This is a genomic window from Mesorhizobium sp. AR07 (assembly GCF_024746815.1).
Classification (GTDB): domain Bacteria; phylum Pseudomonadota; class Alphaproteobacteria; order Rhizobiales; family Rhizobiaceae; genus Mesorhizobium.
In genome coordinates this window covers 2622129-2640118 of record NZ_CP080525.1, presented here as the reverse complement: position 1 = coordinate 2640118, position 17990 = coordinate 2622129, and the positions used below count along the sequence as shown (strand labels likewise).

At 63.3% G+C, this 17990-nt stretch carries 16 protein-coding genes; 7 read left to right on the top strand and 9 right to left on the bottom strand.

The window, feature by feature from the left end; genetic code table 11:
* Positions 1-4: 4 nt before the first annotated feature.
* Positions 5-934: a LysR substrate-binding domain-containing protein gene (locus BPNPMPFG_RS13545; protein ID WP_258595909.1), complete on the bottom strand. Its 930-nt coding sequence runs from the start codon at positions 932-934 to the stop codon at positions 5-7.
* Between the two features lie 102 nt (positions 935-1036).
* On the opposite strand from BPNPMPFG_RS13545, the gene BPNPMPFG_RS13540 reads away from it, so the two are divergent.
* Positions 1037-2236 carry a clavaminate synthase family protein gene (locus tag BPNPMPFG_RS13540; protein ID WP_258595908.1) on the top strand — a complete coding sequence of 400 codons (1200 nt, stop codon included), beginning with the start codon at positions 1037-1039 and terminating at the stop codon, positions 2234-2236.
* A gap of 239 nt (positions 2237-2475) precedes the next feature.
* Here the strand turns inward: BPNPMPFG_RS13540 and BPNPMPFG_RS13535 are convergent, their stop codons facing one another.
* Positions 2476-3732 (bottom strand): hypothetical protein, encoded by a 1257-nt coding sequence (locus BPNPMPFG_RS13535; RefSeq protein WP_258595907.1) that lies wholly within the window; start codon positions 3730-3732, stop codon positions 2476-2478.
* Positions 3733-3887: 155 nt separating this feature from the next.
* Here BPNPMPFG_RS13535 and BPNPMPFG_RS13530 point away from each other — a divergent pair, with 155 nt between their 5' ends.
* The gene (locus BPNPMPFG_RS13530; protein WP_258596736.1) at positions 3888-4934 is read left to right on the top strand and encodes a CapA family protein; all 1047 of its coding nucleotides are present in this window, start codon (positions 3888-3890) and stop codon (positions 4932-4934) included.
* A 287-nt stretch (positions 4935-5221) separates the two neighbouring features.
* Positions 5222-6193, top strand: coding sequence for a hypothetical protein (locus tag BPNPMPFG_RS13525; RefSeq protein ID WP_258595906.1), 972 nt, complete (start codon positions 5222-5224; stop codon positions 6191-6193).
* 13 nt (positions 6194-6206) lie between these two features.
* Here the strand turns inward: BPNPMPFG_RS13525 and BPNPMPFG_RS13520 are convergent, their stop codons facing one another.
* Positions 6207-6701 carry a YegJ family protein gene (locus BPNPMPFG_RS13520; protein WP_258595905.1) on the bottom strand — a complete coding sequence of 165 codons (495 nt, stop codon included), beginning with the start codon at positions 6699-6701 and terminating at the stop codon, positions 6207-6209.
* Positions 6702-7144: 443 nt separating this feature from the next.
* On the opposite strand from BPNPMPFG_RS13520, the gene BPNPMPFG_RS13515 reads away from it, so the two are divergent.
* The 3 genes from BPNPMPFG_RS13515 (at position 7145) to BPNPMPFG_RS13505 (ending at position 10054) form a co-directional block, all read left to right on the top strand.
* Positions 7145-7387: a DUF1344 domain-containing protein gene (locus tag BPNPMPFG_RS13515; protein WP_258595904.1), complete on the top strand. Its 243-nt coding sequence runs from the start codon at positions 7145-7147 to the stop codon at positions 7385-7387.
* Between the two features lie 324 nt (positions 7388-7711).
* Positions 7712-9331 carry an FAD-binding oxidoreductase gene (locus BPNPMPFG_RS13510; RefSeq protein ID WP_258595903.1) on the top strand — a complete coding sequence of 540 codons (1620 nt, stop codon included), beginning with the start codon at positions 7712-7714 and terminating at the stop codon, positions 9329-9331.
* Between the two features lie 99 nt (positions 9332-9430).
* Positions 9431-10054, top strand: a complete 624-nt coding sequence (locus BPNPMPFG_RS13505; RefSeq protein ID WP_258595902.1) for a hypothetical protein — start codon at positions 9431-9433, stop codon at positions 10052-10054.
* 115 nt (positions 10055-10169) lie between these two features.
* Here the strand turns inward: BPNPMPFG_RS13505 and BPNPMPFG_RS13500 are convergent, their stop codons facing one another.
* The 3 genes from BPNPMPFG_RS13500 to BPNPMPFG_RS13490 all read right to left on the bottom strand — a co-directional run bounded on the left by BPNPMPFG_RS13500 (position 10170) and on the right by BPNPMPFG_RS13490 (position 12454).
* Positions 10170-10691, bottom strand: coding sequence for a hypothetical protein (locus BPNPMPFG_RS13500; protein WP_258595900.1), 522 nt, complete (start codon positions 10689-10691; stop codon positions 10170-10172).
* 191 nt (positions 10692-10882) lie between these two features.
* Positions 10883-12013 carry a hypothetical protein gene (locus tag BPNPMPFG_RS13495; protein ID WP_258595898.1) on the bottom strand — a complete coding sequence of 377 codons (1131 nt, stop codon included), beginning with the start codon at positions 12011-12013 and terminating at the stop codon, positions 10883-10885.
* 6 nt (positions 12014-12019) lie between these two features.
* Positions 12020-12454, bottom strand: coding sequence for a DUF4383 domain-containing protein (locus BPNPMPFG_RS13490; RefSeq protein WP_258595897.1), 435 nt, complete (start codon positions 12452-12454; stop codon positions 12020-12022).
* Positions 12455-13149: 695 nt separating this feature from the next.
* Here BPNPMPFG_RS13490 and BPNPMPFG_RS13485 point away from each other — a divergent pair.
* Positions 13150-14088, top strand: a complete 939-nt coding sequence (locus BPNPMPFG_RS13485; protein ID WP_258595895.1) for a diacylglycerol/lipid kinase family protein — start codon at positions 13150-13152, stop codon at positions 14086-14088.
* 92 nt (positions 14089-14180) lie between these two features.
* Here BPNPMPFG_RS13485 and BPNPMPFG_RS13480 read toward each other — a convergent pair whose 3' ends face one another.
* Genes BPNPMPFG_RS13480 through BPNPMPFG_RS13470 form a run of 3 tightly spaced genes read right to left on the bottom strand, consistent with a single transcriptional unit; the run spans position 14181 to position 17922 of the window.
* Entirely contained in the window at positions 14181-15098 is a 918-nt protein-coding gene (locus BPNPMPFG_RS13480) for an NAD(P)-dependent oxidoreductase (protein ID WP_258595893.1), read from the bottom strand.
* Entirely contained in the window at positions 15095-16309 is a 1215-nt protein-coding gene (locus BPNPMPFG_RS13475) for a mandelate racemase/muconate lactonizing enzyme family protein (RefSeq protein ID WP_258595892.1), read from the bottom strand. The genes BPNPMPFG_RS13480 and BPNPMPFG_RS13475 overlap by 4 nt, the downstream gene beginning before the upstream one ends.
* Positions 16306-17922 carry a GMC family oxidoreductase gene (locus tag BPNPMPFG_RS13470; RefSeq protein ID WP_258595891.1) on the bottom strand — a complete coding sequence of 539 codons (1617 nt, stop codon included), beginning with the start codon at positions 17920-17922 and terminating at the stop codon, positions 16306-16308. Before BPNPMPFG_RS13470 ends, BPNPMPFG_RS13475 begins: the two co-directional genes overlap by 4 nt.
* Positions 17923-17990 lie beyond the last annotated feature (68 nt).

The following is a 17990-nucleotide window of genomic DNA, read 5'->3' as shown; positions in this document are numbered from 1 at the left end:
CTGTTCACTGCGGCAGGGCGCCATCGATGCCGATGTCCGCGATTGCCGCCAGTTCGGCGGCGACAGCGGCGGCGCGGCGCGCCTTCACACCGTGCTCTGGCCAGACGAGCCGGCGCCTTATCGTCAATGCCGGCACATCCCTTGCGATCTCGACGAGATGGCCGGGGTCGAGGTGGCGCCGCAGCACCAGTTCGCTGGCCAGCAATGCGCCTATGCCGGCAATCGCCGCCTGTGCCGCGACGATGGTCAGTCCGAAACGCGGGCCCTGGTCGATGCCTTTCCGTTGCCTGCCGGCAGCAGTGAACCAGTCGCGCCATGCGGGATAGACGTCGTCGCCCATCGTCGGATCGATGTGCAGCAGCGGCATGCTCTCGAGCACCTCGGCCGCATCCGGCCTGATATGGCCGCGAACCAACGCAGGCGCGCAAGCCGGGATCACCCGTTCAGTGAACAGGTCGAGCCATGCGAGACCCGAGGCGCCGCCCTTGCGATAGCTGATGGCGAGGTCGACGCCTTCCTCCGGCATGGCATCGAGCGCGACGGACGCAACAATGCGCACGTCGAGCTTACCCAGCACCGTCCGCATTCTGCTGAGGCGGGGTGCGAGCCACAGCGAGGCGAAGGAAGGATCGGCCGAGATGGTGAAGGTCTCGGCCCGTCGTTCGAAGCGCAGCCGCCGCATGCCGGAGGCCAACGCGTCAAAACCGCGGTCGATGTCGGGCAGGGCGGCCTCGGCGGCGCGGGTCAGCACAATGCCGTTGCCTTCGCGCCGCACCAGCTTGATGCCGAGCCGCTCCTCCAGCTGCCGGATCTGGTGCCCGATGGCGCCGGGCGTGACGCCCAGCTCGTCGGCCGCACGCGTCAGGCTGCCGGCCCTGGCGGCGGCGAGCAGCGCCCGCAAGGCGGATAGAGGCAATTCCCTGAGCATCGTCATGGATTGAGATTAACTCAAAAGCTGGCGAAAGGAACTCGTTTGAATCGGCATTTTCTCAGGCATAGGCTTGTTCAGGAAATTCAATCGCAAAGGGCCACCACAATGCTCGACACGCCAAAGCCAAGCCACTCGGTTTCTACCGCGCCAATCCGCGCTATGCGTTCCGAGGGTGAGCGCGTCGCCGTCGATCTGGCGGTCGGCCGGACGGGAAAGCTGTCGACGCGCTGGCTGCGGCTGGCCTGCGAATGCGAGCAATGCGGCGACACCGCTTCCGGCAAGAGATGGCTGACGCCGGCCGATGTTGCCGCTGGTGTTCGGGCCAGCTCAATCGATGTCGCGGCGGGCGAGGTGCGTGTCGTCTGGGGTGACGGCCACGTCTCGTGTTACGGTTCGGATTTCCTGGCTGGCCATGCCGGCGCTGGTTCAGGCCCGGCTCGTTTCCAGCCGCAATTGTGGAGCAGCGACCTGTCTGCAAAGCTCGGCCGCTTCGCCTTCGATGCGGTGGTCGCGGATGACGAAGCGCTGTTTCATTCGCTACGGGCGCTGCGCGATCACGGCATCGCCATGCTGACCGGGGTTCCGGCCGAGACGGAAGCCACGGTGCGGGTCGCCGCCCGCTACGGGCCGATCCGCGAAACCAGCTATGGCAAGGTGTTCGATCTGATCTCGCGGCCGGATGCGCGGGTGGCGGGCGAGACGGCGCGGGCGCAGATCCCGCATACCGACGAGCCGTTCCGCTATGCGCCGCCGGGCTTCATCTTCTTCCACGCCATCCACACGGGTGCGGGCAGCGGCGGCACCTCGCTAATGGTCGACGGCTTTCATGTCGCCGAACTGATGCGGAACAGGACGCCCGACCTGTTCGATGTGTTGACGCGGCACGGCGTCACCTTTCATCGCGAGCATGCGGGCGAGGTGTACTTCAGCGCCGAGGCACATGTCATCAGCCTCGATGCCACCGGGGCCGTCACCGGCATCCGCTACAACGACCGCTGCCTGGCACCGCAGACGGCATCCGAGGATGAAATCGATGGCGTGATCGAGGCACTGGCCGAACTGACGCGGCTGATCTGCCATCCGCAAAACCAGTTCCAGCATCAGCTGCAGCCGGGCGAAGTGCTGGTCTTCGACAACCAGCGCGTCATGCATGGCCGCAGCGCCTTCGACCCGACGCTGGCGGTGCGGCACCTCAGAAGCTGCAACATCGATCGCGATGGCGTGCACAGCGCGTTTCGCACGCTGGCCCGCCGTTTTGCGCCGCAGGAGGCGGAAGCGGTGCTTTATCAGGGGGCCATCTTTTAAGGGGTGTTGATAGCCAATCGTTTGTCGCGACATCCGCCAGAGTTGACTTCGGCCTCGGAAGGCTGGGGTTCCTCGCCCCCATGAAATGGGGGAGAGGTGGCCGCGAAGCGGTCGGAGAGGGGCTGCGACGTTGGCGGCTTTCCCTCAATTTATGAAGGCTGAGTTTATCCCCCTCTCCGTCTCGGCTTCGCCGAGCCGCCTCTCCCCCATTTCATGGGGGCGAGGAACCCAAGCTTTCGTCAATTGAACCACAGCGCAAATGTGAGAAACCCACCGCCGCCGAACTGGCGCTGGATCTGGTCGAAATCGTCGCTGGAGAGAATCTTGCCGCTCTCGAGATAGGGCGCGATGCCCGGGCCGGTGATCGACAGCACGAGGTCGAAAGGCTTTGGCTCGTCGAAGAAGCGTTTCATGTTGATGCCCTTGCCGGTGATGCGGAAATGCGGCAGCAGCACACGGCCTTCCAGGAGATCCTCGGCCATGGTCAAGGTGGCGAGCCAGGCCGCGACCTGCTCCTCGCCGACTTCGAGGCCGGTGAGCGGGTTCTCGCCTTTCTGCTGTGGTCCCGGCAGCCATTCGCGATCATTGTCGGTCTCGGCGCGGATCGCCTTCCAGTCCTCGCGCGACAGCCGGATCATTTCGAGCAGGTGGCGGCGCGCCGCTTGCCGGCGCTCGGGTTCGACCACCGGCCAGTTGACCAGATGCACCAGCGAGATGAAATCGGCGATGCGCCATTCCGAGGAGAAGATGCTGCTGCCCATGTCGTCGCTCGGCGGCACGAGACTATCCTGCAACGGCAGCTTGGCGCGCGGGAACAGCATGTGGAAGGAGCCGTCGAAGGTGCTCCTGAAATCATGCGCCAGCCAGAAATCGGCCTGCGCCATCAGGAATTCGGCATAGCCCTGCAGCCAGAAACCGTCGGCGCGGTCGAAGCGGAAGGTCAGAGCCGGTGCTGCAACATCCGGTGCACTGCCGCCGCGCGACAGCGAGGCCATGATGGCGGCCATGCTTTCATCCGGCGCGATCGTGCCATCCTCGTTGAGGTCGATGCCGACATGGGTGAGGTCGATGACCATGCCGATGTCCGCATCGGCCGGCACGGAGCCCAGCGTAGCGGCGGATTTTTCCAGCCGGTCGCGGAAGGCGACCAGGATGGCGCGGAACTGCTCATAGGTCAGCGGCTCGGGATTGGGATTGTCGGGCACCGGCAGTCGCATCAAGGGCAGCATGAAGGATCGCGGGCTTTCGAAGCCATGGCGGTGCAGGCCACTGGCCAGCAGCTCCAACGCGGTGAAGAATTCGCCGGCGCCGGCCGCGTAGGCTGACGCCGGATCTTTTGGCGCGGCTGCCTCCAGCGTCGACAGGGCGCTGTCGCGCGCGGCCACGGTCTTGGCCTCGAACAACGCGGTTGCGGCTTCGGGCATGGCGGCGCGAGCGGAAGACAAAGGCACAAGCACAATGAAGGCAGATGCCAGCAGGCGCGAAAGTCGGTTCATCTTTGCCTCCCATGCGTTGGTTGCGCCGGCGACCATACACACATTTGCGGTGCCGCGCCTGTCGGCGCAGACCGCCATCGCCGCACGATTGTCAACGGATGCGCTTCAACCCTTGAGGTGGACAGTCTACACAGGGCAAACGATTGGGCATGGGCGTGTCGAACTATCCGCTTTCCTACAAACTGTCCTGGCTGCCGAGCTTTCTGAAGCCCTCGCTCGGTGGCGATGCCAATGGTTTCGCGCCGATGGCCGGGGCGACGATGACAGCGCCGCCGAAGCAGACGGTGCGGCTTGCCTTTATCGGCGACATCTCGGCGGTGGCCAACCGCGGCGCGCCGGACTGCGACCCGGCGATCAAGGCGTTGCTCGGCGCTGCCGACCTGGTGATCGGCAATTGCGAAAGCCCCGTTGTGGACAGACCAAGCGCCGTGCTGGGGACAAAGTTCGGCACGCATCATGCGATGAGCGAGCGATTTCTGAGCCAGGCGTTGGCGGCGGTGGGTATCGCGCGCGAAAAGCTGGTGCTGTCGCTGGCCAACAACCATGTGCTAGACCAGGGCGTCGCCGGTTTCGACGAGACGGTTGCGGCGCTGAAGCGGCTCGGCATCCGCACCATCGGCTTGGCCGCCAATGGTCCCGTGGAACCTGTCAAAGCCGGGCCGCTGACATTGGGTTTTGCCGCCTTCACGCTGTGGCGCAATGCGGACGCGGAGCTGTTCGCCGGCCGCGTGTCGACGGAGTACGATCCGGCGCGCTGGCCGCACGATGCCGGTTTCGATCTCACCTGCGCGGTGCCGCATTGGGACTGGGAGTTCCGGCACTTTCCGCGCGCCGAAACGCGGGCGCTGGCCAGGCGGCTGGCCGGGCAGGGCGTCAGGCTGATCGCCGGCCATCACGCCCATGTCCTGCAGCCTGTGGAGCGGATCGGCCAGACGATCGTCGCTTATGGCCTCGGCGATTTCCTCGGCACCGCCCTTTCCCGCCAGCCATGGCCGGGGCGTATCGGCGGAATATTCGTCGTCGATGTCAGTGCCGATGCCGATACGCGTGGCGCGATTGCGTCTTACCGGCTGCATCCCTTCGTGCGGCTGCGCACCGGAGACCATGAACGGCTGCTGCCGGTGGAGGGGTTGGTGGGGGAAATGCGTGGCAAGGTCGAAGGCCGATTGAGGGCGATCTTCCCTTCTCCCCTTGTGGAGTGAGAGGCGGTCCGCGCAGCGGACGAAAAGCCAATTGCTTGGCTTTTCGAGCCTCGAACGCCCTGAGCCTGCGAAGGGCCGGGTGGCGAGCGATCCACCTGCCGGGTCCCCGCTGCTCCGCAGCGTCCCGGCGTTCGCCGCCTTTCATCGTGCCACCGGCACGATGAATTCGCTTCGCGAACCGGCGGCTCACCCCGCAAGGGGAGAAGGGATCACCGCTCTACCCGGCTGGCGCCGCTTCGACAAAACCGACTATCATGCGCCGGCAGAGGCGGCTTGCGGGGGTGGCGATGGAAACAGCGGATTTCATGCCTGATGAAGCTGATATCGCCGGCATCCGGAAAGACATCGAGACCTATGAAGCGGCGAGGGCCTCGGCGGTCCGGCAAGTGCGCTGGCGGATGCCGCTGTTCGTCGGGCTGGTGCTGGTGTTCGTGGTGCTGGTCGCCTGGCTGTTCAACAAGGTCGCCGATCCCAAAGAGCAATGGTTCTCGACGCCGCATCTGTTTCTCTATGTCATCGCTTTGGTGGCGGCGATCCTGCTCTACTTCCGGGCGATCAGGCCGGCGAGACGGCTGCGGCAATCGTTCCGCGAAACGCTGCTGCCGATCATCTTCGGCTTCATCAGGGATATGCGCTACCAGCATGGCGTGACGCCGCGTTCGTTCGACCGGTTGCCGCGCGAGACGGTCGGCGGCTTCACCATGAGCCGCTTCGACGACATCATATCCGGACGCTACGAAGGGTTCCCGTTCGAGCTTTATGAAGCGGATCTGTGGGATGGGGCGGCAACCAAGAACAAGGCGACAAGCTTCAAGGGCGTCATTGTCGCCTTCGAGACGATCGAGCCGTTTCCCGGGGTACTTGTGGCGGCGCGGCGAGCCAACGGCGTCGTCGGCTTCTTCCGCGGCATGTTCGCCAACAAGATGCAGGAATTGTCATCCGGCGTGCCTGAACTCGACGCCGCCTATGAATTCCGTACTGACAATGTCGAGGCGGCGCGACCACTCGTGACCGGCCGGCTGGCGCAGGCGCTGAAATGGCTGGGTGAAACCTGGCCGGATGACCCGGCCCGCGTCGCCCTCAATGGCAGCGACGGCTTCCTGCTGTTGCCGCAGACGAAGAATTTCTTCGAGCTGCCGGACATTTCGGTGCCGCTCGACTACACCAGGCACGTCGCGCCGATGATAGCGGACATGGGCGCCATGCTGGCGACGGCGGCGCTTGTGCGCAAGATCGGCGCGCGGGACGAGATGGGTTAATCGGACCTCGCTGTCAGCAGTCGAAGCCGTAGTTGTCGCGCATGGTGTCTGCTTCTTCTTTCGACATTTTCTTGAACATCACACAAACGGTGAAGCTGCCGACCTGACGCCCGTCGCTTGTGTATCCCCAGTCGGAAATATCGTCCCTGGTGAATTCTATATTCTGGCCGAGGACGACGTTGTGCACTCCCTCCGGCTGGTTCGCCAATATGCCGACAAAGCCGGTCTCGGTGCGACGGAACGGTATGACCCAGAAGTGCTCGGTGACGTTTCCGTCCCGCACCTTGACCTTCAATTTGAACCTGTCTGTCCCAGAGGGAGGAGCCTCGGACAAAGTCAGGAATTCATCCAGGCTGGCGAGCGCCTTCGCGGTCGCTGCCGCCATGTCGGGATCGCCGGGAGTAAAGATAACCGTTTTGTCGTCGCCGGGATCCGCGCCTTGTGCGCCAGCCAGTCCTGGAGCAAGCGCCAGCATCAGGGATATCATGGTCCGGACTGCAAGCTTCATGGATGACGGCCCCCTTCATGACGGCTGATACCATCATGCATCCGTTTCGAATTTTCAACCGGAGCGCGATATTCATTCTCTTCGGAGCAGCGGTTTCAGCTGATCCATGAAACAAAATTTGTACCGATGACCGGTCAGCAGTCTGTTCCGTGATGTCGCCCGAGGTGGATTGCGGCGGCTGCATGGTGGTCGAAAGCTGCCCGCCGCAATCGGCCAAATGACTCTTTTCGTGGAAAGAAATGCGTTTTAGGGAAGACCGAAGCGATTGGAAATCGCGCCCACCATAAGCAATGTGTCGGAATTAAGCCTATGATATTGTTTGCGAAAATTCACTCAACGTGATTTGCGCAGGCCAAGCTTTCCGTTCCAGTTTCAGGCCGTTCGGTGCTGTCGTTTCTCAAAGATGCAGCCCGAAAAACCGAAACAGCACGGAGTGCTACCGAATGAAAAAGACCCTCGTAACCACCGCCGCTCTGCTCGCCTTCCTGGGCACCGCCTATGCCGCGACCGTTCAGGGCACCATCCAGGCGGTCGACCCGACGACCAAGTCGATCACCCTCGACGACGGCAAGATCTACCAATTGTCGCCGGAAGCGGCGATCGGGAAACTGAAGGTCGGCGCCAAGGTGGCGGTGACCGTCGATGACAAGACCGGCATGGTGACGTCGATCAAGAAGGCCTCGTAGCGGCAACGCAATTTCTCAGCGTTGGCGCTGCCCCTCACCCTTACCCGTTCCCGGGCGAGCCACTTGTCTCGCCCGTCCTTCGGACCCCCGTGAAGAACGGGGAGAGGGGTCGCCAGCGATGGAGCACGTCCCTTCTCCCCGTACGTACGGGGAGAAGGTGCCGGCAGGCGGATGAGGGGCGGCGCAATCCTCCGAAATCGCCCTTGTGACGGCTCAATTTCCACATCCGCCGCCTTGATGCCGTAACAGCGCCTCGGCTCCGCCATGCGCCGCTATGGTTTTTGCCAAAGTGCCGCGCTATCCCTTGGTCGACGGGGGATATTCATGGCCGAGGCACAAAAAGGGTTTCGCCTGTCGCGGCGATTGCTGCTGGGTGCGGCTGTCGTCGGCGGCGCGGTGCTGTGGGGCGGCACGACGGTGGCGCGGCTGGCGCGCGGGCCTTCGGGACCGAAGAACGCCGGACGCATCGCCGATATCGACGGCATCGTGCTGCCGCTGAAACCCCTGGAGAACGCACCAGCCTTCGATTCTTCGCTGCCCTGGTCTGCAAAAGGCGGCGACATCAACGATGCCAGTGGCCTTTCAATGACACCGGTCTACGGCGTGGTCGAGGTCAGCAAGGAAGAGCACATCGCCAAAGCGCTGGTCTTAGCGCGCGCCAACGGCTTGAAAGTGTCGCTGGCCGCCATCCGCCATTCGATGGGCGGGCATGCCTTCGACGATAACGCGCTGGTGCTCGATCTCAGAAATTTCAACAAGGTGACCGTCGACGCGGCGGCCAAGACCATGACCTTGCAGCCGGGCGCGCGCTGGCAAGACATCCAGACCCTCTTGCATCCGCGCTTCGCGGTGAAGGCGATGCAGTCGACCGATATCTTCTCGGTCGGCGGTTCGCTGTCGGTCAACGCGCATGGTATGGATCATCAGGCGAGTTCGGTGGCGGGTTCGATCCGCTCGATGCGGGTGATGCTGGCTGACGGTTCGGTGACGACCTGCTCACCAAGCGAGAACGCCGACCTGTTCCGCCACGTCGTTGGCGGCTACGGCCTGTTCGGGGTGGTGCTGGAGGCAACGCTCGATATCGTCGACAACGTCGTCTACCGGACCTCGCGCGAGATCATCAAATCGGACGATTTCCCGAAATTCTTTGCCGAGATGCTGGAGCCGAACAAGGAGATCGGGCTGTTCTACGGCCATCTGTCGACGGCGCCGGGCAATTTCCTCGAGGACATGATCGTCTATCGCTATGACAAGGTGGCCGATCAGCCGGCCGATCAGCCCGGGATCGGCGAGCCGGGCTCGGTCGGGCTGAAGCGGGTGATCATCAATCTGGCGAAATGGGGCAGCCTGTTCCAGGAGCTGAAATGGTTCACCGAAAAGACGCTGGAGCCGAAATTCGAGAGCTGCACGGTGGCGCGTAGCTCAGCCATGGCCGAGGGCGAGGCCTGCCTTGTCACCCGCAACAACCCGATGCACGATTCGGTGCCGTATCTGTTCAACGATCTGCCTGACGAGACCGACATCCTGCACGAGTATTTCATCCCGCGCGCCGTCTATATCGAGTTTATCGCGGAGGCGCGCGAGATCCTGTGCAACCAGACACTGCCGGTGCTCAACGCCTCGGTGCGCATCGTCCACAAGGAGGATGTGGCGCTGACCTACGCGCCGGAGCCGGCCTATTCGCTGGTGCTCTACATCAACCAACCGACCGATGCCGACGGCACTGCCAGGATGCGGGCGCTGACACGGGCGCTGATCGATGTGACGATCAAGCATGGCGGGCGGTTCTTCCTGCCCTACCAGCTGCATTTTACCGCCAGTGAATTGCTGGCATCCTATCCCGAATTGCCGGCCTTCCTGGCCTCGAAACGGCAATATGACCCGACGGAACTGTTTTCCTCGACCTTCTACCGTGCCATCAAGGCGCTGAGCGGAGTGGTGTAGCGGAAGCAGTTCCAGGAAAAGTGTGAAGCGGTTTTCCCCGGGAAAAGCGCGCAGCGCTTTCCCTAGGGAACTGCTCAGGAATAGAGCAGGAGAACAACCATGCGGATGGTATCGGCGGCGGCACTCACCCTCATCGCGCTGTGCGCTGGACCGGCCGGTGCCGAGGATCTCAAGGCTTTCAGGCTGACCATCGACGGCGTGACGGTCGATATCGATCCCGGCGAAAGCACAGATGTGACGCTGCCCGGCGGCAAGCAAAGCAAGGTGACGCTCGAGCGTAACGACTTCGCCACTTTTTCCGGCGGCCGTTTCTCCTTCGTACATTCGAGCAATATTTCGGTGACCAAGACCGATCTCGGCGAGAACATCACGCAGTATCTGATGGCATCGGCGCTGGGCACGATCGTCGTCGTGCAGGAATACGGCAAGATGAATCCGGTGTCGCTCAATCAGCTGATGCTGCAGGAGATGACCAAGGAATCGGTGCAGGCCGGTGCTGAGTTGACGCAGGCACCGACGGCGCGCAAGCTCGCCGACGGCAAGGAACTGACCGGCATCACAGCCACGGTGAAGACACGCACCGACACTGCCGATTTCGAGATTGTCGGCTTCGGCCTTGCCGATCAGGGGCTGTTGTTCATCACGCGTGTTGCCGGTGAGGATGCGGCGACCGAAAAGCCGCTGATCGACAAGTTCTGGCAGAGCCTCAAGCTGAAGATGTAGACGCCAAAGGACGTCGCGTTGAAACGGATTCAGTCGACGTGCTTTGAGTCTTTGGTTCTATGTATGTCGTTGTTCCAAACCGCCGCGCACTTTTAGGCGACATGCATTGGCCGGCCTACAGCTTGCTCGGCACCAGGCCAGCCAGCCAGTCGGCCGACCGTTTTGCGATGTCGGCGGTGGCCGACACGGCGCGGCCAAGATCGGTCTTGACCACGGCGTAGCCATTCTTCGTGCGATAGAGCACGCCGGTTCCGCCATCGACCACCTGTTCATAGGCGACGGGCCGGGCGGCCGCCGCTTCCATGGCGGTCGTCGGTGAGCCGACCGGGACGCTCGGCCGATGGCTCAATTCCGGCGGCAGCGGGCTTTCGATTTTAACGACCCTGCTGACCGGCTTCAGTTCCGGGCGCGACGCGGTCGCGGCCAGCTGCGAGGAGGTCGACGAGCCCTTCGTGCGGCAGATTCCGGAAACGAGCGGATAGTTGAAATTGCGCTCGTGCAGCATCTGGTTCTTCATCGCCGCTTCGCACTCGGCGATGGTCGACCACTTGGCCGGCGTCTCGCCGATATATTCGCAAAGCTTGGCGTCGCAGTCGCAGCCGACAATGGTCATGGCGACAAGGGCGGTCTTGATCACGGTCTTGTCCCTTCGAGATGCCCCCCGGCAGCCCATTTAGGTGCATGTCGTTTTCCCAAAACCGGTTTCCACTTTTGGCGACATGCAACAATCCATCGCGCGCGAACAAGGCGGGATTTGGCCGCGATTGTGGAATGAGCGTGGCGTGGCGCTGGATATGGCTGATCCTTGCGGGATGTGGCCGAAAGGTCTCAGTAATCGTAGACGTGTTCGAGCCTGGCGCCTGACTTGATCAGCGCCGGCAGCACCAGATGCAGCTTGCGTACGGCGACTGTCAGCCCGGTGCGGCGCGTCGACGGGTCGGCTGGGAGGGGATAGCTGAACAGGATGCGGATGCCTTCGGGGACAGCGATCGAGTCGGTGGAGAGCACAGTGACCATGATCTCGTCATTGCCGCCGATCTCGACGAAGGACACGCCCTTGTCGATCAGGCGTGGGATCATCTCGGTAAACACCTGGTAGCGCTTGGTGACGAAGATGGTGCCATCCGGACCCATGTCGCGCTCGAGCAAGGTGTCGGCCTCGTTGCGGGTGGCTTCGCCGACCGGCCCCTTGGCCCAGACATGGATGTCGAGGAAGGCGGGGTCCGAAGTGGCGGCGAGTGCCTTGGTGATCAGGCCGGCGTAGCCCTGCTTGATAGTGTCGGCGAGGCCGAAGGCCAGCTTGCGTTCGCTGGTGCGGACAGAACTGTCGCCCGGCGCCGGCTGCACTGCAAACAGGCCGGCGCGCTTTTCGGCGTAGGGGAACTCGTACCACGGCACCTGGTCGAGGAAGGCTGCATAGTCGGCCGCCACCTTGGCCTGATAGATGTCGGCGGCGGTGCGCTTGCCTGATGTCGCCTCGGTGACGCGGCCGATCGTGTTCTCATAGGCCCACTGCAAGATGTGCTCGATCGAGTGACTGGTGCCGATGACGACCAGCATCTGGTGGTTGGCGACGTTGAACTGGTAGGCGGAGCTGGCGCGGATCACCATGGCGTAGTCCTGCCAGAAGCGGCCGACATAGGACCAGTAGGGGAAGCCGCTCGGCTGGTTCTTGTCGACGAAGCCGGCATATTCGCGCGCGGCGTACACGATCGCCCATTCCGGATAGGTGAGAAAAGTCGACTCCTTCGGCCGCTGATAGCCTGGGATTTCGGCACGGACTTTGTCGGCCAGTGCCTTGGGCGGTGCGCCGTCGGCAATGCCGGGCAGCGGCGTCTTGTCGAGCGACGACGTCGTCAGGAAGCCATAGCTCAGCCCGGCGATCGGGATCAGGATGACGATGACGATCAGCCAGAGGATCGTCTTGATGATGCGCTTCAGCCAGCGGAACAGGAACATGGCCGGTCAGGCCGTGGCGAAGTGGTCGTATATGCGCTTCAACAGCCAGAAGCCGACATAGACGGCGAAGCCGCCGATCACGATATGCGGCAGGTTGGCGAAGACGCGGGCCGGGAATTCGATATCGTTGAGAGAGCGGAAGCCGTTGATGAAGATGCCGGCATCGAGGCAGCCGGAACCGGTGATCAGGCCGAGCACGCCATCGAACAGATAGACCGAGCCGAACAGCTTGAAATAGAACACCGCCTGGCGGTGCGAGATGAAGGCGGCGGCCAGCGCCCAGACGCCGGAGAAGGCGTGCAGCAGGTCGTCATACCATTGCAGCGAGAACAGCCCGAACAGATTGCCGTTGGCATCGTTGAACGCCGGTATGTAGCCGATGGCGACGACACCGAAAAACAGGAAGGCGTATGCAACGGCAAGCTTCTGGATCAGCGTCATGAAGTATCCCCCTTCAACTGACGCCAAACGTTAGCCGATTTTGGCGCTGGTTGCAGCCCCAACCGAAAACACCGTAAAAATCGCGGAGATAGAAAAAAGACAGTCGGCGCCGGGATTTCTCCCAGCGCCTCCCTGTCAGATCAGGACACGGTCGCGGCAGCAACTTCCGTAAAGTCGTCGCGCCATGCCGGCCTTGATTTTGACGGTCCTGCCAGTCCGCTACCCGAGAGCAGCGTCCGTTCGGGACCGCGCCGGTCTCCGCCCTTGCGGGCTTTGCCCTGCGCACCATCGAAGGTTTTTGCCGTCCTTCATGGCAGCATCGGTCCGCCGTCGGCGTTGGCACGCTTTCCGCGGCCCCGTAGGTCTCGGCATCCATCCCTCGAACAGGCAAGCCTGCTCTCGATCCGGGCCGTACGGGCCTCAGGAAATCCGCCTTTCACTTCGCCTTTCGGCGGGGCGATCGGTAGCCGCCTGAGATGGGTTCAACGTACGCCGGATAAGTGGTTGGCGAAACTGCGGCGGGCCTGTGGATAGCGGGATTATCGGGGATCGACCAAATGACGGCGGGATTTTCAAGCCCGCCTGAGGAGCGGTTCCAGCGGACATTCGGCCTTGCCCTGCCGGCCGGTGCGGGCTTCAATGCCGGCAAAGGATTCGAGGCGTCAGCGCCTCGATGTCCTTGCGGGAGGGATTGCTTGAAAGTCGGCGTTGTTCTCAATCCGATTGCCGGTGGGGGCCGACTGAAACGGTATTGGCCAGACGTTGCCGCGTCGCTGAAAAAGCATTTCGGCGATTTCGAACTGCGCGAAACGCAGGCCGAAGGCGACGCCGAGCGGCTGGCGCTCGACCTCGCGGCAAACGGTTTCGACCTGGTGATCGCGGCGGGTGGCGACGGCACCGCCAGCGAAGTGGCCGACGGGCTGCTGCAGGCATTTCAGGAGAGCGGCCGGACGACCGAACTCGGTCTCTTGCCATGCGGCACCGGCATCGATTTCGCGCGCGGACTCGGCCTGCCGAAAGAAGTGGACGCGGTGCTGAAGCGGCTCGCCGAGGCCAAGGCTCGGAAGGTGGATGCCGGGCGCATCTGCTATATCGACGATCACGGCGCGCTGGCCAGCCGCCACTTCATCAACATAGCCAGCCTCGGCCTGTCGGGCGCCACCGACCGCGCCGTCAATGCCGACAAGCGCAAGGGCAAGGTGTCGGCCAAGGCGCTGTTCCTGTGGCGTACGGTGGTGGAATTCGTCCGCTACCGCTTTCAGGAGGTCAGGATCACCGTCGACGACGGTACACCGGTCGAGGCGCGGATGGCGCTGGTGGCGGTCGCCAATGGCAAGTTCTTTGGCGGCGGCATGATGATCGCGCCGGATGCCGAGCTGACCGACGGCCAGTTCGACATCGTCATCCTGCGCGCGGCCGGAAAGCTGAAGCTGATCTGGGACATCCGGCTGCTCTATGGCGGGCGTCACCGCAACCATCCTGACATCACCATCCTGCGCGGCAGGAAAGTGGTTGTCGAACCGCTCGGCGATGTCGAGAAGAACGGCGCGCTGGTCGACATAGACGGCGAGTCGCCAGGACGCATACCGGCGACCTTCGAGATCCTGCCCGGCGCGCTGACGCTCAGATACTGAATCAAGGCGTTGCGACATTGATTCCAGTGGTTTCGAAAAAGAATCCAACTGTCTATTTAATTGTATGAAATTGCTGGGTTTTCAGTCTGCGTTCAGATTCCCAGCTTCGCCGGAAAACCGGGGGCGCGCAGGTCGGTGCTAACGGCATCCTCGAGCAGTTTGACGATCTGTGTGGACCAGGCGCCGCCGCCATAGGCATCTCTGCCTTGCTCAAAAATCGAGTTGACGCGTGAGGCCAGGTCGAGCGGCACGCCGGATTGCTCGGCCATGGCGAGCGCGAAGCCAAGGTCCTTCAGCGCCAGGTCCATGGTGAAGCCGATGTCGTAGGAGCCGTTGAGGATGAGCTGGCTTTCGGTCTCGTGGACGAAGCTGTTGCCGGAGGAGGCAACGATGGCGTGGTAGGATTGGGCGAGGTCGAGACCGCCTTGCTTGGCCAGGATCAGCGCTTCGCCGGCGGCGACGAGATGGATGAAGGCCAGCATGTTGGTGATCACCTTGATCACCGCCGCCGAGCCGACCGGACCCATCAGGAACGACTTCGCACACATTGCTTCGATGGCAGCGCGATGACGCGCATAAAGTGCTGCATCACCGCCGACCAGCGCGGTGATTTTTCCCACCGCAGCCAGATGCACGCCACCGGTGACCGGGCATTCCAACGTCTCGATGCCCTTGGCCGAGGCGAGGGCGGCAAGGCGCACGATCTCGTCGCGGCCATTGGTCGACATCTCGATCCAGGTGCCGCCCTTGGGCAAGCCTTCGAGCAGCCCATCAGGGCCGGCCAGTACCGCTTCGCTGACCTTGGGCGAAGGCAGGCAAGAGATGGCGTTGCCGGCGCGGGCGGCGGCCTCGGCCGGGCTGGTTGCCGAGGTGGCGCCGAGCGCAACGAGGCGCTCGACGGCGGCGGGGGCGCGGTCGAAGACGGTGACGGCAAGGCCGTTGCGGATCAGGCTGGCGGCAAGGTTGCCGCCGAGGTGGCCAAGGCCGATGAAGGCGTAGCTTTCGCTCACGGCATCAACGGCGTCTGCATCATCTGCAGGTGCAGTTCCTTGCCGGTATAGGGATGCGCGTCGCAGACGGCTTCGTCGAGCTCGACGCCGAGGCCGGGCTCCTTCGACGGGATGACGTTGCCGTCCTGCCACTCGATCTTCTTCTTCAGCAGCGTCGCGTGGAAACCGTCCCACTGCTTCAGCGATTCGAGAATGAGGAAGTTGGGCAGCGTCACCGCCAGCTGGATGTTGGCGGCGCCGACGATCGGCCCGCAATAGCAGTGCGGGGCGATCTGGATGTGGTAGGCCTCGGCCATGGCGGCGATCTTCTTGGTTTCGAGAATGCCGCCGGAGCGGCCGAGATCCGGCTGTAGAATGGTCGCGGCACGGTTTTCGATGACACGGGCGAATTCGAACTTGGTCGTCAGCCGCTCGCCGGTGGCGATGGGGATCGATGTGCCGCGAGCGACCTGGGCCATCACTTCGGGCATATCAGGCGGGACCGGCTCCTCGAACCACAGCGGATCGTAGGGCTCGATGGCGCGGGCCATGCGCAATGCGCCCGATGCCGTGAACTGGCCATGGGTGCCGAACAGGATGTCGGCGCGGGTGCCGACCGCCTCGCGGATCGCCTTGATCATGCGGGTGGAGACATCGATGTCGAGCAAGCGCGGCTGGTGGCCGTCGAAAGCGGTGTAGGGGCCGGCCGGATCGAGCTTGACGGCATTGAAACCCTGCTCGACATATTCGAGCGCACAGGCCGCCGCCATATCGGGATCGTTGTAGACGTTCTTGCCATCCGGCGCGTCCTCCGAATGGACGCTGCCGGTGTGCGGGTAGAGATAGGTGTAGGAGCGCAGCGTCTCGTGCACCTGGCCGCCGAGCAATTTGTAGACCGGCTTGTTGGCCTCCTTGCCGATGATGTCCCAGCAGGCCATTTCGAGCGCCGAGAAGCAGCCCATGCCGGACACGTCAGGCCGCTGGGTGAAGCCGGAGGAATAGGCGCGGCGGAAGAAGTTTTCGATGTCGTGCGGATCGCGGCCGACGAGATAGCGCTCGGCCATGTCCTCGACCATCTTCGCCGTGATATGGGCGGAGAAGGTGGCGTTGTAGGCCTCTCCATAGCCGACGACGCCGCCATCGGTGGTCAGCTTGACGAAGATGAAATACTTGCCGCCGATGCCAGGCGGCGGGTTGCCGACAACCCAGGTCTTGACGTCGGTGATCTTCATTTTTGGTCCTCCAGAACCAGTTCGGCGCCCTTCGAACCGGTCATGATCGAAGCGGCGTTGGTGTTGCCGGTGATGTTGTCGGGAAAGATCGAGGCGTCGATGACACGCAGGCCTTCGATACCGTGCACCTTGAGACGTGGATCGACGACTGCGCGCGCAGGATCAGGCCCCATGCGGCAGGTCGACACCGGATGATAGACGGTGCCCGAGCGTTTCCTGAAATCCGCGATCAGATCGGCGTCCGAGGTGATCGACGGGCCGGGCAAGACCTCTTCCTCGATGATTTCCGCCATTGCCGGCATCGAGGCGATCTTGCGCACGAACTTCACCGCGTCGAGCATCTCGGCGACATCGGCCTCGGTCGAATAGGCATTGGCCGTTATCCTGGGATAGTCGCGCGGGTTGCTGGAACGGATCATGATCTCGCCACGGCTCGACGGTCGACAATTGGACAGGCCGATGGAAAAGCCCGGCCATGGATCCGGCGTCAGGATCGGGCGCTCGCCGCTCTTCGGAATGACGGTCGAGAAGGCCTGGAAATAAAGCTGCATGTTGGGCCGGGCCGCGCCCGGATCGGTGCGGAAGAAGCCGCCGGCATTGTTCATCGACAGCGACAGCGGCCCCGAGCGCGTCAGGATGTATTGCATGCCGACCAGCAGCTTGCCCCACCATGGACGCAGCGTCTGGTTGAGCGTCGGCAGCCTGCCCTTGAAGGTGTAGTTGATGCCGACATGGTCCTGCAAATGCGCGCCGACATTCTCGTTGGCGTGGACGACGGGGATGCCGAGACCGCCGAGCAGAGCGGACGGGCCGACACCGGACAGTTGCAGCAGCTGCGGCGAGTTCACCGAGCCGCCCGACAGGATGACCTCGCGGCCGGCACGCGCCGTCTTGGTCTCGCCGTTCTGCAGGTATTCGACGCCGACGGCGCGCTTGCCTTCGAACAGGATCCGGGTCGCCAGCGCGTTCATCTCGACGCGAACATTGGCGCGCTTCATCGCCGGGCGCAGGAAGGCCCGCGCCGCCGACATGCGGCGGCCGTTGCGGGTCGAGATCTGGTAGATGCCGACGCCTTCCTGGGCAGCGCCGTTGAAATCCGGGTTGAGCGGCAGGCCGGCTTGCTGGCCGGCGGCGAGATAGCGCTTGGTGAGCGGATGGACGGCGTTCGAACAGTCGGTGACATGCAGCGGGCCGCCCACACCGCGCCATGCGTCGGCACCGGCCTGATTGTCCTCCAGCGCCTTGAAGGCGGGCAAGACATCGTCATAGCCCCAGCCTAGGTTGCCTGCAGCGGCCCAAGCATCGAAATCCTCGCGCGCGCCCCGGATCCAGACCATGGCGTTGATCGAGCTCGAGCCGCCAAGCAGCTTGCCGCGCGGCCAGTGGTCGACATTGCCCGCGAGCCCCGGGTCCGGCTCGGCCTTGTAGTTCCAGTTGACCGCCGGATCGAAGAAGGTCTTGCCGTAGCCGAGCGGCATCTGCACGTAGAAGCGGCGGTCAGTGCCGCCGGCCTCCAGCACCAGCACGGAGAAACGTCCCGATGCCGACAGTTTGTCCGCCAGGACCGAGCCGGCCGAGCCGGAGCCCACGATGATGAAGTCATAGGTCTGCATGATTGGTAGGCGGCTCCGGAAATTCGGCTGCAGCCTAGACGCGGCGGGCTCGCCACGTCGCCGCGCCT

Excerpts from the sequence above, each read along its gene's own strand:
- BPNPMPFG_RS13545 (WP_258595909.1), bottom strand. The coding sequence starts at position 934 with ATGACGATGCTCAGGGAATTGCCTCTATCCGCCTTGCGGGCGCTGCTC.
- BPNPMPFG_RS13540 (WP_258595908.1), top strand. The coding sequence starts at position 1,037 with ATGCTCGACACGCCAAAGCCAAGCCACTCGGTTTCTACCGCGCCAATC.
- BPNPMPFG_RS13535 (WP_258595907.1), bottom strand. The coding sequence starts at position 3,732 with ATGAACCGACTTTCGCGCCTGCTGGCATCTGCCTTCATTGTGCTTGTG.
- BPNPMPFG_RS13525 (WP_258595906.1), top strand. The coding sequence starts at position 5,222 with ATGGAAACAGCGGATTTCATGCCTGATGAAGCTGATATCGCCGGCATC.
- BPNPMPFG_RS13520 (WP_258595905.1), bottom strand. The coding sequence starts at position 6,701 with ATGAAGCTTGCAGTCCGGACCATGATATCCCTGATGCTGGCGCTTGCT.
- BPNPMPFG_RS13515 (WP_258595904.1), top strand. The coding sequence starts at position 7,145 with ATGAAAAAGACCCTCGTAACCACCGCCGCTCTGCTCGCCTTCCTGGGC.
- BPNPMPFG_RS13510 (WP_258595903.1), top strand. The coding sequence starts at position 7,712 with ATGGCCGAGGCACAAAAAGGGTTTCGCCTGTCGCGGCGATTGCTGCTG.
- BPNPMPFG_RS13505 (WP_258595902.1), top strand. The coding sequence starts at position 9,431 with ATGCGGATGGTATCGGCGGCGGCACTCACCCTCATCGCGCTGTGCGCT.
- BPNPMPFG_RS13495 (WP_258595898.1), bottom strand. The coding sequence starts at position 12,013 with ATGTTCCTGTTCCGCTGGCTGAAGCGCATCATCAAGACGATCCTCTGG.
- BPNPMPFG_RS13490 (WP_258595897.1), bottom strand. The coding sequence starts at position 12,454 with ATGACGCTGATCCAGAAGCTTGCCGTTGCATACGCCTTCCTGTTTTTC.
- BPNPMPFG_RS13475 (WP_258595892.1), bottom strand. The coding sequence starts at position 16,309 with ATGAAGATCACCGACGTCAAGACCTGGGTTGTCGGCAACCCGCCGCCT.
- BPNPMPFG_RS13470 (WP_258595891.1), bottom strand. The coding sequence starts at position 17,922 with ATGCAGACCTATGACTTCATCATCGTGGGCTCCGGCTCGGCCGGCTCG.